The sequence below is a fragment of the Streptomyces lavendofoliae genome, from assembly GCF_014649735.1.
Lineage (GTDB): Bacteria > Actinomycetota > Actinomycetes > Streptomycetales > Streptomycetaceae > Streptomyces > Streptomyces lavendofoliae.
The window spans coordinates 66,119-79,831 of record NZ_BMTP01000020.1 but is presented as its reverse complement, the minus strand read 5'-3'; the positions used below and the strand labels follow the sequence as shown (position 1 = coordinate 79,831).

Sequence of the window (13,713 nt, the reverse complement as noted above, 5' to 3'; positions counted from 1 at the left end):
GGGTCTTTCAGGCGCGACAAGCAGCGCCTCCAGGGCGCCGCAGACAGACGAAGGCCTGCTGCGACGCCACCCGGGCGTCAGGTCAGCGAGGCGATGACACCGGCTGCATCGGGCAGCTCGGCAAGCTCAAGGGGCGTACCCGGTACTCGGTCGCCGACGATGATGTAGCGGCCGTCCGCGTATGCCTCGACGGCCAGTTCACCGCGGCGGATCCGGCGCCCGGCTGGCAAGGTGCCGCGGAACCACAGGTGCAGGCCGCTACCCGAGCGGCCGCGCTCCATGTACGTCGGCGGCAGGGCGTCGATGATGCGCTGCGCCCAGGGCAGGACCCGTCCGTCTTCCACGGCGTGGTCGAGGTCGACGACGAGGATCCGGTCGCCGGCCGTCAGGACGTAGCCGAGGCCCTCGCCGATCGGCGTGGTGGCCGCGGTGGTGAAGTCGGACCAGGTCGACGGGTCGGTGACGGAGGCCCACTTGCCGTCCGTACGCATTGGGCGCTTCGCCACGTGCCGTACCCAGCGGGCCCGGCTGGTCAGCTCAGAGGGGATCCGGGCGGTCTGCTCAGCCGCTACCCGCTTGGCCTTGTCCCGGCGGCGGGCCCGGCATGCGGCCTGCCTGCACGCGTCACCGCAGTACTTCGCGTCCGACCGGGCCAGCAGCGGCAACGGGCCAGCGCAGCGCATGCACCTGGTGCGGCGGGCGGTCTCGGTGGCGGGCATGCCCCCATCCTACCGGCCAGCATGTCACGGCTACAAGCTTCTCACCTGCATAAATGCGTCAGACGGGCGAGAGCCTGCAGTAGCCGTCCGATCGAGGTGCCGCATCGTCGCAGGTCAGCGGCCTTGAAAACCCGGGCGGAATCTCAGGTGCTATACGGCCCGGTGCCTGGAGATCATGGGGAGGGGGGTAACCCCCCGGTAGCCTGAACGGGTCTAGAGGATCTTCGATTTGGTGGCCGTTCAGGCCCCTAACGATCTTGCTTTGGCGATCTTGGACGGCCACCCGTTCGGATGTTCGGCGAGCCGAACCTCTTGACGTGCCTTGCTGGTCGGACTAGCGCGAACGCTGTGTGACCCGATGTGAGGTAGGCCTGACGCGATGCCTCAGCACCTCGGTGCAGCCTCTACCGCCTGCGCCTGCCGACGTTCCTCCGGTCCCCGGGAAAGACCCCCGTGCGCTCCCTGTGGAGGCGGGCGCAGTACCCCTTGGCCCTGGGTCCCAGGTACTTGGAGAGCTGTCGTGAGCAGCGTGTGAAGTCGCCCGGCGTGCCCCACCGGATGCGGGCTGCGCCGGCGCCTTGTCCCCAGTACCGCTTGAGGGTGGTGGCGTTGCCTCGGCTGCCGCGTGCCTTGGCCATGGTGGATCGCTCCTCTCATGGCGCGGGCTCGTGGTCCTGGTCTTCGTCTACCCGCTGGATGTGTGCTCCTTGCCCGCTGGGTATGGCGAGGCAGATCCCGTCGGCGTCGGTGAGGATCGCCCATCCGGCGTCGAAGTGGAGGGTGAGGTGAGGGTCCTCGATGAGGATGTCCTCGCGGCTGTGCTGGGCGGGGTGGCGGATGAGGTAGGCCGGCACGGGTTCACCTGAGTCCGGGGTGGGGTTCTTCGGGGCGGTGGCGGGTGGGTTTGGCGGCGTTGCCTTCGCGGCTGGACTTGTAGCGGTGGCAGTGCGGGGGGACGGCGTCGTGTGCCCAGTCGAGGTTGTCGAGGTTGTGGTTGTCGCCGGGGGTTTTGTGGTCGAGGTAGTCGCCGCCGGGTTGGCCGCAGAGGTGGCAGACGTGGGTGGGGTTGCGGGCGTGGGCGGCGGGGCGGAGTTCGGAGCGCCAGTTGGCTGGGAGTCGGGCTCGGCGCTGTGAGCCTTTCCAGCCGCCGCTCATGTGGGGTCGTGGCGGATGGTGAGGCTGCTGAGGAACAGGGTGAGGGTGATGGTGGGGAAATCGTCCTCGCGGATCTCGTTGATCCGGATGGTCGAGTCTGACGGGACGAGGGCTTCCTGGCCGTTGATGCGTACGGCGCCGGGGAGGATGACACCGGCTGCGTCGGGTGACCGGTCGAGGATCTCGATGTCGACGCCTTGCGGCTTGGCGGCCTTGGGGGTGGCGTGCTGCTCGCGGTAGGTGGTGAGGGCTTGGGTGACTTGGTCGTCGCCGTAGTCGCCGGAGTCGCGATATTCGACGGCGTGCCAGACGCCTCGGAGGGTGTCGGCTTGGGCCCGGGCTTGGTCGAGGAGGTCGAGGATGCTCTGGGTGGCGTGGGCGGCCTGTGTGGCAGCTGTCTTCTCGGCGCCGGGGTGGTGGGCCTGGGCCAGGGTGAGGAGGCGGTCGCGCATGGCTTCGATGTCGCTGCGCTGGCCTTCGAGGCCGTGGTTGAGCTCGTGCAGGTAGTTGTAGCTGCCTCCGCTCATGGCTGGCCTCCTAGTCGTCGCGGTCGCGGGTGTAGCCGGACTGGGTGACTTCGAGGGCGGCGTGGAGGAGGCCGGCTTGGCTGATCCAGTCGCGGCTGTCGGTGGTGCCGATGGAGAGGGCGATGCTGCCGTCGTCTTGGACGACCTTGAGGATGACGAGGGCGTCGGCGACCATGTCGTCGTCGTCGAGGTCTGCGGTGACGCCGAGGGCGTCGAGTGCGCTGCCGATCTGCTGTTCAGTCACGGCGGCCGTCCCTGATGCTGCTGATGGCGTGCGCCGCTCTGTCCAATGTGCTGCGGATCTCCTGATCCACCTGCGTGCGGAAGTCGTTGAAGTCGGGCTCGACGCGGATGCGCAGGGGGTAGCCGTCGGGGTCGACCGGTACCTCGTTGGCGGGGATGTCGATCTGGTCTGCGAAGACGAGGACGGCGCGGGCGCCGATCTTCTGGGCGATGCCTTCGAACTCGTCGATCGGCTCAGGCTGGTCGGGTCCGATGATGTAGCGCTGGGGCTGGTACTGGTCGATGACGAGGACGAAGGGCGGCCGGTCGTCGTCGGGGCCTTCGGGCAGTTCGAGGATCTGGATGCGGGCCATCAGCGTGCCGTCCTCGTGTCCTCACGCAGGAGGCTGCGGACGTTGGCGACGGGGATGTATCCAGCGACCTCGCCGGCTCGGTAGACGATGTAGTCGCTGCCTGACCGTTCGACGAGGTCAGCGGCAATCTCTTCGTAGTCGCCGTCGAGGAAGGCGGCGTAGTACTTGGCCATGGCGCGGGCCTCTCAGTCAGGTGGGGTCTACGGGATTTCGCGGCCGTCGAGGCTGTGGTGCATCAGGAGCCAGTCGATCGTGCCGTCGAGTTGCTCGACGGGCTGCGTTTCTGGGCCGCAGATACAGGTGGGCTCGGTCGTCTCGGTTTCGTGCCGAATCAGATCGTTGAGCGGCACGGCGTGCGCAAGGCTGCTCATTGCCTGAGTGCGCGGGCGATGCCCTCTTCGAGCGTGATGCGGGGCTCGTAGAAGGTGTGGAGGAGGGTGGGGTCGCAGACGCGGTGGTGGACGCCTTGGGGGGCGGTGGCGAGGTGCTTGAGCTCGGGCTCGTAGCCGGCGGCCTTGGTGACGAGGTGGGCGAGTTCGTCGAACGACGTGGCGCGGCCGGTGCCGAGGTTGACGGGGCCGGTGAAGTCCTGGTCGACGGCGGTGAGGGTGGCTGCGACGAGGTCGTCGATGTGGATCCAGTCGCGGGTGGAGTCGCCGCTGCCCCAGATCTCGAACGGGTCCTCATGGTCGAGCGCCCGCTCGATGAAGGCGGGGAAGGGGTAGGCCGGGTCCTGGTCTTCGCCGTAGCCGGACATGGGGCGGAGGATCGTCATGCGGGTGCCGTCGGCGGCCGCGTACTGGCAGAGCTGCTCGCCGGTGAGTTTCGCGAGGCCGTAGCTTGCGTCGGGTCGTCCTGGCTGCTCGTAGTCGATGTCCGTCTCGACCAGGCGGTGGATCGGCCCGGGCTGCTGCAGGGCGACCGGGTAGGCGGCGGAGCTGGAGAAGTACACGGCGCGGGGGATGCGGTTGCGTACGAGCCAGCGCATGTACCAGGAGTCGAGACCCAGGTTGGTGGCGACGCCGAGGGGGCTGCCGTCGATGCTGGCCCGGCCGCCGACGAGGGCAGCGCAGTGGATCGCGAGGTCGTGGTGACTGTCGGCGTTCCGGAAGTAGTCGAGAGCGTCGGTGTGCTGTACGCCCGGGAAGGGCTTGATGTCGATCGCTGTGACGTCGTCGCCTCGGTCGAGGAGGGCGCGGTGGAGGTGGCGGCCGACGAAGCCGGCGGCGCCGGTGAGGAGGACTCGCATCGTCACCCCCTGGGGTGGCCGGGGACGCCGCGGCACGCTGCGCTGTGGTGGCCGAAGAAGCGGCAGGCGAGGCGTCGCGGGGCGGCATAGGCGAAGTCGCGCGGTTCGGAGAGTGCGTACCGCAGCCAGTAGGTGACGGCGTTCATGCTCTCGTAGGGGTAGCTGAACCACAGGCGACGGCGCGTCACGGCGTTGCTCCGGTCAGCTTCCGCAGCTTGTCCAGGTCGGCGCCGAGGCCGCCGTTGTCGCGGTAGTCGTAGTAGGTGGCGGAGTCGGCGGTGACCTGCTCGGTGCTGTTCGCTTCGGCGTAGCCGTCGTCCATGGGGGCTTTGCCGTTGGCGGGGTGGAGGTGCTCGATGACCACGTCGTGGAGGTAGGTGATGCGGCCCATGCCGATCCCCCAGTCCTTCCAGCAGAGGTCGACGCACAGGTGGACGAACGCGGGCGGCGCCATGTAGCCGAGGCTCTGGACGATGTCGCTGGTCATGGCGACGGCGGTGGGCATGGTCTCGCCCTGGAGGAGGTCGTTGCCGTAGACGATGCCGGGTCCGCCGGAGAGGCATTCGCGGAAGCGTTCGTCCCAGGGGCGGGCGGCGGGGCGGGGGCGGTGGTCGTCGCCCATGAACGCGAGGAACCGATACGTCTTGGCGGCCTTGACGGCCTGCTGGTTGAGGGTGCCGACGAGGCGCCGCCGTTTGCCGAAGGTGAAGCGGATCCGCGGGTCGGTCTTGAGGTCGGCGGCGTGCTTCTTGTATTCGGCGAGGTGGGGGTCGTCGGTGTCGACGGCGAAGAGGAGGTCGGCGGTGGCGCGGGTGTCGTTCCATGCCTGGATGATCTCGGGGATGGCCTGGGGGCGGCCGCGGGTGGGGATGATGACGAGCAGGTCGTCGGCCATGGCGCGGGCCTCCTAGGGTCAGTGCACTGGCGCGGGTGCGCCGGTTTCGTACGCGATGTGGATGGTCGGGCGCGTGCGCCAGGGGGCTGGCTCCGGGGGCTTGTCGAGGTAGGGGACGGTTACCGGGGCCTGGACGCTGATGGCCAGGTCGGTGAGGCTGAGGTCGGCAGGTGGGTTCGCCCCGGCTGCGGTGAGCGCGTGGTGGATCTCGGGCATCAGGGCTGCGAGCTCGATCGGCTCTGCCGTATCGGGGACGGGGATGATGACCTGACAGATGGCCATGGGCGTTGGCCTCCGGGTTAGTAGATGCGGATGCGGCCGGCGCGGTGTACGGGCTGTTCGGAGCCGGCGGCGAAGCGGATCCAGGTCCAGTAGGTGCCGGGGGTGAGAGTGATGCCGCCGGGGCCGAGGCGGATGCGGGCGTGGCCGTCGGCCCAGGTGCCGGTGTGCCAGTCGTCCTCGGCGGGGTTCGTACTGCCGGGGATGATCGCGATCTGGGGTGGGGTGGTGAGGGTGAGCGGGTCGCCGGCGAGGGTGGCGGTGACGGTGATGTGGAGGTACTCGCTGCTGGTGGCGGCTACGTCCATGGGGTGCTCACCTTCCAGCGGCTGCGCGGGGCGCTGATGGTGATGTCGGCGTCGGCGGGTTCGGTGGTCGTGGCGGGCGCGGTGAGGCTGCTCGTGGCGGTGAGGGTCGCGGCGGCGTGGGTGCGGCGGGCGAGGGCCGCGGTGAGGCTGGTGTGAGCGGTGAGCGTGCCGCAGGCCCGGGTGGTGCGGGTAGCGGCGGCGGTGAGGGCCGTGTCGGCGGTGAGCGCGGCGGTGACCAGGGTGGTGCGTGCGGCGGCAGCGGTCAGGGCACTGGGTGCCTGGAGGGCGGCGGCGGTGCGCGCGGTGCGGGTGGCGGCGGCTGTCGTGCCGGAGGTGGCGGTGAGCGCGGCGCTGGTGCGCGCGGTGCGGGTCGCGGCGGCGGTCAGGGCGCTGGTGGAGGTGAGCGAGGCGGACGCTTCAAGCGTGGCGTAGGGCGCGATGTTGAAGTTGTCGGCTTCGACGTAGTTGGGGGTGCCGGCGTCGCGGTGGCCTTCGATGACGATCGACAGGTCGGTGGCGCTGGCCCAGGCCGGGGTGGCGGCGGTGCGGTGGGTGGTCCACGTCGTGCCGTCGGGGCTGGTGTCCCAGTGGAGGGTGCCGGCGGTTTCCCAGATGCGGATCCAGGCGTGCGCGACCGGGTCGTAGGTGAGGAACACGGCGCCGGGGTCTGCGTAGCCCTCGCGGAGGTAGAGACCGACGGCGTTTCCTGCGGTGTCGATGAGGAACCCGGCGTCGGTGCCGCCGGAGGCGGTCTGGACGAAGATGCTCGCTGCGGCGGACGCTGCGCCGTTCGCAGCTGGGGGGTAGATCCGCATGAAGGCGCCGGAGCCGGTGAGGGTGTAGGCGCTGGCGGAGCGGAGTCCGGCGTAGCCGACGGTGCAGGGGATCTTGGCGCGGCCGTCGACTTCGATGGGGTCGCCGTAGGACTGCGGCCATCGGGCGGGGTCGATGGTGCCGTCGTCGAAGGTGTCCTGGAGGGTGTCGAAGCCGGGCACCGGTCACCTACCTCACGTGAGGGCCAGGTCCAGCTCGCCTGCGGCCAGTTTGAGTTCGTCGCCGGCCTGGGTGGTGCGGTTGGCGGTGAGGGGGCCGTGCCACCAGCGGACGGGGGTGCCGGCGGAGTCCCAGATCTCGACGCCGACGACCGTGGCGGCGGGCATGCCGGTGAACAGGACGTCGGTCGCGTTGCTGGTGGCACCGCCGGAGGAGGCGACGAAGGTGACGTTCTGCCGGGTGTAGGAACCGCCGGTGACCTCGGTGCCCGCGGCGGAGTCGCTGCCGTTGGCGGTGACGAGCGCGACCTTGAGGGGGAGGGTGGGGGCGGTGGTGGAGTTGCCGGTGAGCCAGTTCAGGGCCCGGTCCTCGGCGGTGTCGCTGAGAGATGCCACGGCGGGCCCTCCTCGATAGCTGGGTGTGGGGGCCGCTCCGGCCTCGCTGGCAGGTCCGGCCGGAGCGGGTGTCTCGCCGCCTGGCGTGGGGTGCGGATGGGCGGCGGGACGCCGGTACCGCTGGTCCGGCACCGGTGACATGGGGGTTAGTCGGTGTACCAGGTGACGGTGAGGAGCTGAATGTCGCCGTCGGCGGTGCGCTGGAACGTCGGTTTGACGCGGCGGGCGCCGGCGGGGGCGTTGTCGACTTCGAGGGTGACGATGGTGTAGCCGTGGTCGGTGGCGGGCTGCCGGTCGCGTTCCCGGGCTTTGAGGAGCGGGAGCGCGTCGGGGAGCCGGTCGAGGAGTTCGTCGGCGACGGTCATCTCAACGAGCGCCATGGGCCGGCCTCCCCTCTTCGCTGTGGAAGTTTGTGTCCGCCCGGTACGCCCTTACCGGGCGGACGGTTGGGGCCGAGCGCGGGAAGGCGCTTCGAGGCCCCGCCTGTGCCCACCAGCACAGGGGTCTTGAGGGATTAGGCCACGTCGGCTTCGGTGACGCGATGGCGGCCTTTGATGGAGGGCGCGGGGGTGGGGGTGATGAGCTCGCGGGTGTCGGGGTCGCGTTCGGCGGCCGGGACTTCCATGAGGTCGTAGCGGGCGTTCTTGCCTTCGCCGTAGACGGTGATGCGGCCTTCGGATGCCCACCGGTAGATGGTGCCGACGGGGCGGCCGGTCCAGTAGGCCATGTCGGTGGCGGTGGCGAGCGCGGGTGTGCCGGGGGGCATGTCACCCCCTGGAACGACGAAAGGCCACCTGGTGATGGTGGCCTTAGCGCGGAAGACGTGCGATCTAAGCAGATCTTGGCTTCGCTGGGCGTGTCTTGTCAAGTCGAACTGTTCCCGCGTGTTTCAGGCTTCGCCTCGTAGTTGTCGGGGCCGTGGCCTTCTCGGCGGCGGGCACCCACGCTGACCCCGGTCAGGAAGCACCATGCCTCCCTGAAGGAGTAGGCGGCGTTGCTGCTGGTGCCTACCCGGATGCAGTACCGGCCCGGGACGGCATGCCAAGCCCCCTTGTGCCACTCGGAGTAGCCGCCGTCGGTCACGGTGACCTGGAGGCCAGCGTCCAGGGCTACTACTGCGGCCTTCCACAACAGCTTGGTGTGCTCGTCCCAGTCAGGATCGAGGGGCGGTTCGATACGGGAGCCGGATTCGGTCTGCACGCGTGCGACGTTCACGCGTCGGCCTTCCATCCGGGGCCGCGGAGTGCGGGCGGCACGTCGGCCATGGGGGTGGTGGGCCAGACCGGCGCGGGCCGCGGGGTGTGCGGCGGCCGGGGTGGGGGCTCGGGCCGGTCGAGGCTGGCGAGGATCTCGTCGGTGATGCCGTGGGCGTGGGCGAGGTCGAGGAGCTCGGGGCAGTCGGTGAGGTCTTCGACGATCGGCAGGCCCCAGTCATCGGTCCCGCAGCCCTGGCATGCGCCAGGAAACGCGTGCTGATCCGGGTCGAGGGTGTGCCGGGCGAGGATGCGCCGGTCGGCTTCGCAGCGGCGGAGGACGGCGGCCGGGTCATGGAGGGCCGCGTGGGCGAGCGCATCGTCGTAGGAGTGGAACGTCGCCTCGGCGATGTCAGGGCCGGCGGTACCGTCTTCCGGAACCGTTACGAGGACAGAGCCGATCCCCTCCCAGCGACTTCCCGTGGCGCAATCCGATGCTCGGCGGGCGACGGACTCGACCTGCTCGACTTGCTGGGTGATCCAGCCGTGGAGGTCGGTCACTGCTGCTCCTGCCGGTCGTGGGTGCTGCCCGCGTTCTGGCGAATCTGGCTCGCGGGGGTGACTAAGAGCTGGGCGTGCAGCTCAGCGACTGTGAGCTGGTCGGTGATGGTCGTGGTGCGGTCGATGCGGACGTCTGCCACGTCCGGGCGTGCGGCGAGTGCGGCGGCTTCGTCGTAGGTGCGCTGGATGTTCTTGGAGAATCGGCCCCATTCCTGCCACTCGCCCTGGCCGTCCCACAGGACCATCACGCGCATCCGCTCTGCACGGCTTCGGGTTCCGCTCATGACCACTCCTGCTGGTCGTGGGCGGGCGGCTGGGGTTGGCCGGGGCAGAGGAACGGGTACGGCGGGTTGGTGCCAGCGCAGGCGGGGCAGTCCTCGGCGTTCGCCCGGCCGCCGATGTGGACCGGGGGCTCGGCGGGGGTCGGCTGACCGTCGAGGGCGGCGAGGATGGCGGCGGCGCACGGGTCGGTGCCGTCGTCGGAGTCGTGGAGGTGGTGCTCGGCGATCTGCCGCACCTGTTCGACGGCCGCGAGGGCTTCGGCGCTGGCGGGCACCCGCAGCACGGCGTCGGCGAGATGCTCGGGCCTGGCTATGACCGCGTTGCCGAAGTCGATGGTGAAGCGGTGGTCGCGAATAGCCTGAGCGATCTGCTCGCGGTGTCGGGCGTTGCGGCTGACGTCCGGGTCGTTGACGCCGGTCCGGACGCACGGGTTCTCGCCGCAGTCGCAGTCGGCGCACACCTGGCAGAACGGCTGGTCGCGGTAGTTCCGGTAGGCGGCTGGGCTGCCGGCGCACACGCAGCAACTCTCTGCGGCGACCTGGTCTGGGGCGTCGGGCGGGGTGGGGGCGGCGTCCACCTGCTGGATTGCCGGGAGGGTGTCGAGCACGTAGAAGGCCTGGTGTACGGGCACGCCGGGCCGGATCTTGTTGATGCGGCGGGCCAGTTCCTGGTCGGCGGCTGCCCATTCGGCGAGTTGCTCGGGGCTCGGCTGGTGCTCCGCGGCGGCTTTGATATGGCTGCGGACGGAGTCGAGCTGCTGCAGATCCTCGGCGGGAGTGCGTTCAGGCATCGGGGCCTCCGGGTGGTCGACGTTCGAGGTGGTCCACCCCGCTTGGCGCGGCGGGTGGCCGGCGAGGAGTCGCGCGACGTCGGCGGTCTTGGCGGCGTCCCAGTGGTGAGTCTCCGGTCCCTGGTCGGTCATGGGTGCCGTCCTTGGGCGCGGTCGGTGATGAGGCGGCCGGCGGGGGTGAGGTGGCCGTCGGCTTGGGCGAGGAGGCGCAGGGCGCGGCGGATGGTGTCGGCGTCGGATCCGTCGCGTCGGTAGCGGCGGAGGATGGCGGCGGAGAGTTCATCGAGGGGGACGGCGAGGCGGCGGGCGGAGGGGGCGCGGCGGCCGGGGCCGGTCACGGCTGGTCCTGGCGGGGGTAGTCGGCGGCCTTGATCTTGGCGCGGCGTCCGTCGCGGTGGTGCCAGACGATTCCTTCGTAGGGGCGGGCGTGGAGCCAGGCACGGAGGGCGTCGTAGTCGCGGGGGACGGTGGCGAGGTCTTGGCGTACGGAGAGGGGTGCCCAGCCGTGGGGCATGAGGAGGTGGGCGTCGAAGCGGTCGGGGTTGCCGTTGATCTTCGGGCCGAGGAGCTCGTACGTGCCGGGGGTGGAGGCGGTGCTGTTGCGGAGGGCTTCGGCGTGGAGCTTCGCGAACGCGGACTGGGCGACGGGTTCCCAGCCGACGGTCTTCCCGGTGGCGGGGTCGGTGGAGAGGGGGCGGAATCCGGGGGGTGGGGTCTTGCCGGGTTTGACTTCGCGGCGGGCCCACCAGGTGCCGTCGTGGTCGAGCATGGTGCAGGTGCCGTCCCATTTGCGGGTGGGGGTGCCTTCGCCGGCGAGGACCCATTCACAGCCGGGGGTGACGGTGGGTGTGACGTGGGCGGGGCGGGCGGTGAGGTCGCGGATGTAGAGGGTGGGGATCTTCTGCACGAGGGGGTTCCTGCCTGGGCGGTGGGGTTGGTGGTTAGAGGAGGTCTCGGAGGCGGAGGAGCGCGAGAGGTCCGGGCTTGGTGTGGTGGCAGTGGCCGGTGAGGCAGCGGGGTTCGCCGTGGGCGACGTAGTGGACGTGGTGGCCTTGGTCGGCGAGGTGCTGGGCGGCGGTGAGGGCGGGCGGCGGGTCCACGTGGGCGGCGGAGGCCTTCACGCGGCGGCCCCGGCGGGCTGGGCGGCGTTCTGGGCGGCGCGGAGGGTGCGCCAGTCGTCGATGCCTTCCCAGCGGGTGCCGCAGCCGGGGCACTGGATGCGGTGGCGGGCGGTGGAGGCGGTGAGGGGGTAGCCGCACAGGGTGCCGTCGGCGTACGGGATGGGGCAGGGGCCGATCTGGATGCGGCCGGGGCGGTGTTCGCCGGTGACGGCGGCGACGGTTTCGGTGTGGAGGCGGCGGATGTCGTCGATGTCCTGGCCGACGCTGTCGTAGGTGTCGACGGCCCGCTGCAGGTTGATGACCAGGAACTGGACGTGGACGGGCACGGCTTGGGTGGGGTTGCCGGCCCAGGTGCCTATGCGGCGGCCGAGGTGGGCGCGCCAGGCGTCTTCGATGGTCTGGAGCCGGTGGGCGATGCCGCCGGGGCCGGTGAGGTTGAGGACGTCGGCGCGCAGCGGCAGGGGCGGGGTTTTGGAGCCGCTGAGGGTGCTGCTGGTGCGGCGGGTGCCGCGCATGTGCTGGGCGGTGGTGTTGAGCTGGGTGAAGAGGCTGGGTAGTTCGGTGAGGCGCTGGCGGGTTTTGTCCTCGCAGGGGTGGCAGGCGCGCCTGTCGGATTCGTTGGTCCACAGGGGGCGGCCGCAGGTGGGGGTCGAACAGGTGGGCCAGGCGTAGTCGTCGTCGTGGCCGGCGGCGGGGGTGGTGGGGTGGGGCACGGTGGTCTCCTCGGCGAGGGGCGGAGGTGACACGACCCGCCGGGGCCCGGGGAGGAACGGGGGGACCTCCGGGCCGGGGCGGGCCGTGCATGACCATGGTTTCGTGCTCAACCAGCTTTGTCCGGGCCGGTATCCCCGGGTGCTTCACGGGGCGCCGGGTCGGCGGGGCGGTATTGGAGCACATGAGGCCGCGCGTGGTGGTGCTTTCCGGGTAATTGAGACGCTCGGTCGGATTGCCGCTTAGGCTGATCGTGTCGGCGACTATCCGTCACGGCGCGGTGCCCCCTGCACATTTACGGGAGGGGGGTGAAACGCATATGCCTGGGCGTCATAGGAAGCCACAACAGAGAGGGGCCCTGAGTACGGTGCTCATGGTCCTGTCGCTGCTGTGTGACGTGTGTCAGTTCACGGCTGACCTCGTCTAGCGGCAGGTGAGCGCCCGTCTCAGGGCTCTCTGTACCGGGTCCGGGGGCCAGCGTGTGCTGGTACCCCGGGCCCTACCTTTTCCGCCCGCCTTAACGCATCTGAGGATTCGTTAGGGTGGGCGCGCAAACCCACTGTCTCATGCTGCTAGCAGCTCGCACCACCGGAACATGGAAACGTGATATCAGATCGCCACCCGGGTGGAGTTTTCGGACGGGCTTTCCATCTGAGCATCGCGGATACGGTCGCGGAAAGGATCCAGGACTGCGTACGCGCGGGGCCTCGTGTCAGGCCCGGTCGTCTGCGGAGCCGGGGTAGTACACCTTCGTGTCGAACCGTTCCGGGTGCTCCTTGGCGAGGTGGCTGTCCATGACCGCGCGGGTCTGGTCGATCGCGTCCTGAGTCGTCTGGATCTTCTTCACGGCTCGGTCGGCCTTCGGGTACGCGTTCCTGATGCGGATGCCGAGTTCCATGAGCTCGTTACGCAGCCTGTACAGCTCCCGGCCCATCTCGAGGTGCTCTTCGTAGGTGAGTCGTGTCTTCTTCGTCATGCGGACCATCATGGGCGCGGGCGGCGGGGCGTGTTGATGCGTTCGATCATCTCGTCGGGGAGGCAGCGGCGTATGTTCGGCGACACCCAGCCGGGGGACAGCTGCACGAGGCGCTCGTCGTCGTGGGGCCTGTACGGGGGTGTGGTGCCGCCGCTGGTGCGGCGCAGGCCCTCAACGAGGGGGCGCATGGCGGCGCTGGCGGCGGCCAGGGCCCTGCTCGCCTGCTGGGCGGGGTGCTGCTGGAACTCGGTCGGCTCGGGCGCGGGGGTTCGGCGGGCGAGGTGGCGGAGGGCGCGGTCGGGGTTCGGGTAGGGGCGGTGGGCCACGGGGGCGTCTCCCTAGTGGTCGTGGATGCGGTAGGCGAGCTGGCCGCCCCAGGTGCGGATGGCGGTGCCGCCGTCGCAGTCCTTGGTGAGGCAGACGCGCTCCCGGCGGAGGGGCTGCTCGTCGGTGAGGCCGAGTTCCCGCTCGAGGCGTGTGATCTTCGCGTAGTCGGGGCGGGGTGGGGCGGGCTTGGGGCGGGGGCCGCTGAGGAGCCGGTCCCAGAGGATGTGCGGCCAGCGGAGCCAGAGCGGGGCGTCGGGCTGGGCGCCGCCGCCGATCGTGCAGGCGAGGGCGTAGATGGTGCCGATGAGCAGGAGGGGGATCAGGAAGGTCGGCATGAGTCCTCCAGGCGGGTGGAGCCCAGTGTGGCAGCGGCCTGGGCGTTCACTCCCCCGGCGCGGTGCACCTGCGGTGGCAGGGGAAAGCGCGCGGCCGGGTGTCCGGTCGCGCGCTTCGGGTCTTGGGTCGCTTCGGTCGCTGTCCTACTGGTCGCGGCTGGTGAGGGGGATGCCGGCGGTGTGGAGGGCGCGGCGGAGGGGACTGTGGTGGGCGGGGAGCTGGGGGTCGAGGTGGGCGATGAGGAGCCGCCCGTCGGGGAGACGGGCGGTCACCTTCAGGGTGCGGGCGGGTGTGGGCACG

At 70.4% G+C, this 13,713-nt stretch carries 30 protein-coding genes; all 30 read right to left on the bottom strand.

From position 1 onward, the window contains the following. Positions 1–77: 77 nt before the first annotated feature. Positions 78–719: a bifunctional DNA primase/polymerase gene (locus tag IE109_RS29260; protein WP_189554382.1), complete on the bottom strand. Its 642-nt coding sequence runs from the start codon at positions 717–719 to the stop codon at positions 78–80. A gap of 404 nt (positions 720–1,123) precedes the next feature. Further along, positions 1,124–1,357, bottom strand: coding sequence for a hypothetical protein (locus IE109_RS29255; RefSeq protein ID WP_189554381.1), 234 nt, complete (start codon positions 1,355–1,357; stop codon positions 1,124–1,126). Positions 1,358–1,372: 15 nt separating this feature from the next. Beyond that, the gene (locus IE109_RS29250; RefSeq protein WP_189554380.1) at positions 1,373–1,573 is read right to left on the bottom strand and encodes a hypothetical protein; all 201 of its coding nucleotides are present in this window, start codon (positions 1,571–1,573) and stop codon (positions 1,373–1,375) included. Between the two features lie 4 nt (positions 1,574–1,577). Beyond that, positions 1,578–1,874 (bottom strand): HNH endonuclease, encoded by a 297-nt coding sequence (locus tag IE109_RS29245; RefSeq protein WP_189554379.1) that lies wholly within the window; start codon positions 1,872–1,874, stop codon positions 1,578–1,580. Then, positions 1,871–2,401, bottom strand: a complete 531-nt coding sequence (locus IE109_RS29240) for a hypothetical protein (RefSeq protein ID WP_189554378.1) — start codon at positions 2,399–2,401, stop codon at positions 1,871–1,873. Before IE109_RS29240 ends, IE109_RS29245 begins: the two co-directional genes overlap by 4 nt. A gap of 10 nt (positions 2,402–2,411) precedes the next feature. Then, positions 2,412–2,645: a hypothetical protein gene (locus IE109_RS29235; RefSeq protein WP_189554377.1), complete on the bottom strand. Its 234-nt coding sequence runs from the start codon at positions 2,643–2,645 to the stop codon at positions 2,412–2,414. Continuing rightward, entirely contained in the window at positions 2,638–2,997 is a 360-nt protein-coding gene (locus tag IE109_RS29230; RefSeq protein WP_189554376.1) for a hypothetical protein, read from the bottom strand. Before IE109_RS29230 ends, IE109_RS29235 begins: the two co-directional genes overlap by 8 nt. Beyond that, positions 2,997–3,170 (bottom strand): hypothetical protein, encoded by a 174-nt coding sequence (locus tag IE109_RS29225; protein WP_176737695.1) that lies wholly within the window; start codon positions 3,168–3,170, stop codon positions 2,997–2,999. Before IE109_RS29225 ends, IE109_RS29230 begins: the two co-directional genes overlap by 1 nt. A gap of 27 nt (positions 3,171–3,197) precedes the next feature. After that, entirely contained in the window at positions 3,198–3,368 is a 171-nt protein-coding gene (locus tag IE109_RS29220; RefSeq protein ID WP_176737694.1) for a hypothetical protein, read from the bottom strand. After that, a complete protein-coding gene (locus tag IE109_RS29215; RefSeq protein ID WP_189554375.1) occupies positions 3,365–4,246 on the bottom strand; it encodes an NAD-dependent epimerase/dehydratase family protein in 882 nt (293 codons plus the stop codon). Before IE109_RS29215 ends, IE109_RS29220 begins: the two co-directional genes overlap by 4 nt. Before the next feature lie 2 nt (positions 4,247–4,248). Then, positions 4,249–4,434 (bottom strand): hypothetical protein, encoded by a 186-nt coding sequence (locus IE109_RS29210; RefSeq protein ID WP_189554374.1) that lies wholly within the window; start codon positions 4,432–4,434, stop codon positions 4,249–4,251. Then, positions 4,431–5,141 (bottom strand): glycosyltransferase family 2 protein, encoded by a 711-nt coding sequence (locus IE109_RS29205; protein ID WP_189554373.1) that lies wholly within the window; start codon positions 5,139–5,141, stop codon positions 4,431–4,433. The genes IE109_RS29210 and IE109_RS29205 overlap by 4 nt, the downstream gene beginning before the upstream one ends. Before the next feature lie 18 nt (positions 5,142–5,159). Continuing rightward, the gene (locus tag IE109_RS29200) at positions 5,160–5,423 is read right to left on the bottom strand and encodes a hypothetical protein (RefSeq protein ID WP_189554372.1); all 264 of its coding nucleotides are present in this window, start codon (positions 5,421–5,423) and stop codon (positions 5,160–5,162) included. Between the two features lie 17 nt (positions 5,424–5,440). After that, positions 5,441–5,728, bottom strand: coding sequence for a hypothetical protein (locus tag IE109_RS29195; RefSeq protein ID WP_189554371.1), 288 nt, complete (start codon positions 5,726–5,728; stop codon positions 5,441–5,443). Next, positions 5,719–6,723 (bottom strand): hypothetical protein, encoded by a 1,005-nt coding sequence (locus IE109_RS29190; protein WP_189554370.1) that lies wholly within the window; start codon positions 6,721–6,723, stop codon positions 5,719–5,721. Before IE109_RS29190 ends, IE109_RS29195 begins: the two co-directional genes overlap by 10 nt. Positions 6,724–6,735: 12 nt before the next feature. Beyond that, the gene (locus IE109_RS29185; RefSeq protein WP_189554369.1) at positions 6,736–7,116 is read right to left on the bottom strand and encodes a phage tail fiber protein; all 381 of its coding nucleotides are present in this window, start codon (positions 7,114–7,116) and stop codon (positions 6,736–6,738) included. A gap of 146 nt (positions 7,117–7,262) precedes the next feature. Then, positions 7,263–7,496, bottom strand: a complete 234-nt coding sequence (locus IE109_RS29180) for a hypothetical protein (protein ID WP_189554368.1) — start codon at positions 7,494–7,496, stop codon at positions 7,263–7,265. Between the two features lie 134 nt (positions 7,497–7,630). After that, on the bottom strand, positions 7,631–7,882 hold the full coding sequence (locus IE109_RS29175; RefSeq protein WP_189554367.1) for a helix-turn-helix domain-containing protein: 252 nt from the start codon (positions 7,880–7,882) through the stop codon (positions 7,631–7,633). A gap of 98 nt (positions 7,883–7,980) precedes the next feature. Then, the gene (locus tag IE109_RS29170; RefSeq protein WP_189554366.1) at positions 7,981–8,331 is read right to left on the bottom strand and encodes a hypothetical protein; all 351 of its coding nucleotides are present in this window, start codon (positions 8,329–8,331) and stop codon (positions 7,981–7,983) included. Next, a complete protein-coding gene (locus IE109_RS29165) occupies positions 8,328–8,870 on the bottom strand; it encodes a DUF6221 family protein (RefSeq protein ID WP_189554365.1) in 543 nt (180 codons plus the stop codon). Before IE109_RS29165 ends, IE109_RS29170 begins: the two co-directional genes overlap by 4 nt. Next, a complete protein-coding gene (locus IE109_RS29160; RefSeq protein ID WP_189554364.1) occupies positions 8,867–9,154 on the bottom strand; it encodes a hypothetical protein in 288 nt (95 codons plus the stop codon). Before IE109_RS29160 ends, IE109_RS29165 begins: the two co-directional genes overlap by 4 nt. Next, on the bottom strand, positions 9,151–10,074 hold the full coding sequence (locus IE109_RS29155; RefSeq protein WP_189554363.1) for a hypothetical protein: 924 nt from the start codon (positions 10,072–10,074) through the stop codon (positions 9,151–9,153). The genes IE109_RS29160 and IE109_RS29155 overlap by 4 nt, the downstream gene beginning before the upstream one ends. Next, positions 10,071–10,280: a ribbon-helix-helix domain-containing protein gene (locus IE109_RS29150; RefSeq protein WP_189554362.1), complete on the bottom strand. Its 210-nt coding sequence runs from the start codon at positions 10,278–10,280 to the stop codon at positions 10,071–10,073. The genes IE109_RS29155 and IE109_RS29150 overlap by 4 nt, the downstream gene beginning before the upstream one ends. Then, a complete protein-coding gene (locus IE109_RS29145) occupies positions 10,277–10,849 on the bottom strand; it encodes a DUF5565 family protein (protein WP_189554361.1) in 573 nt (190 codons plus the stop codon). Before IE109_RS29145 ends, IE109_RS29150 begins: the two co-directional genes overlap by 4 nt. A 34-nt stretch (positions 10,850–10,883) precedes the next feature. Continuing rightward, on the bottom strand, positions 10,884–11,063 hold the full coding sequence (locus IE109_RS29140; RefSeq protein WP_189554360.1) for a hypothetical protein: 180 nt from the start codon (positions 11,061–11,063) through the stop codon (positions 10,884–10,886). Continuing rightward, positions 11,060–11,776: a hypothetical protein gene (locus IE109_RS29135; RefSeq protein WP_189554359.1), complete on the bottom strand. Its 717-nt coding sequence runs from the start codon at positions 11,774–11,776 to the stop codon at positions 11,060–11,062. Before IE109_RS29135 ends, IE109_RS29140 begins: the two co-directional genes overlap by 4 nt. Positions 11,777–12,486: 710 nt before the next feature. Then, a complete protein-coding gene (locus tag IE109_RS29130) occupies positions 12,487–12,750 on the bottom strand; it encodes a hypothetical protein (RefSeq protein ID WP_189554358.1) in 264 nt (87 codons plus the stop codon). An 8-nt stretch (positions 12,751–12,758) separates the two neighbouring features. Beyond that, positions 12,759–13,076, bottom strand: a complete 318-nt coding sequence (locus tag IE109_RS29125; RefSeq protein WP_189554357.1) for a hypothetical protein — start codon at positions 13,074–13,076, stop codon at positions 12,759–12,761. A gap of 12 nt (positions 13,077–13,088) precedes the next feature. Beyond that, entirely contained in the window at positions 13,089–13,412 is a 324-nt protein-coding gene (locus IE109_RS29120; RefSeq protein ID WP_189554356.1) for a hypothetical protein, read from the bottom strand. Between the two features lie 144 nt (positions 13,413–13,556). After that, positions 13,557–13,712: a hypothetical protein gene (locus IE109_RS29115; protein ID WP_189554355.1), complete on the bottom strand. Its 156-nt coding sequence runs from the start codon at positions 13,710–13,712 to the stop codon at positions 13,557–13,559. Between the last annotated feature and the right edge of the window lies 1 nt (position 13,713).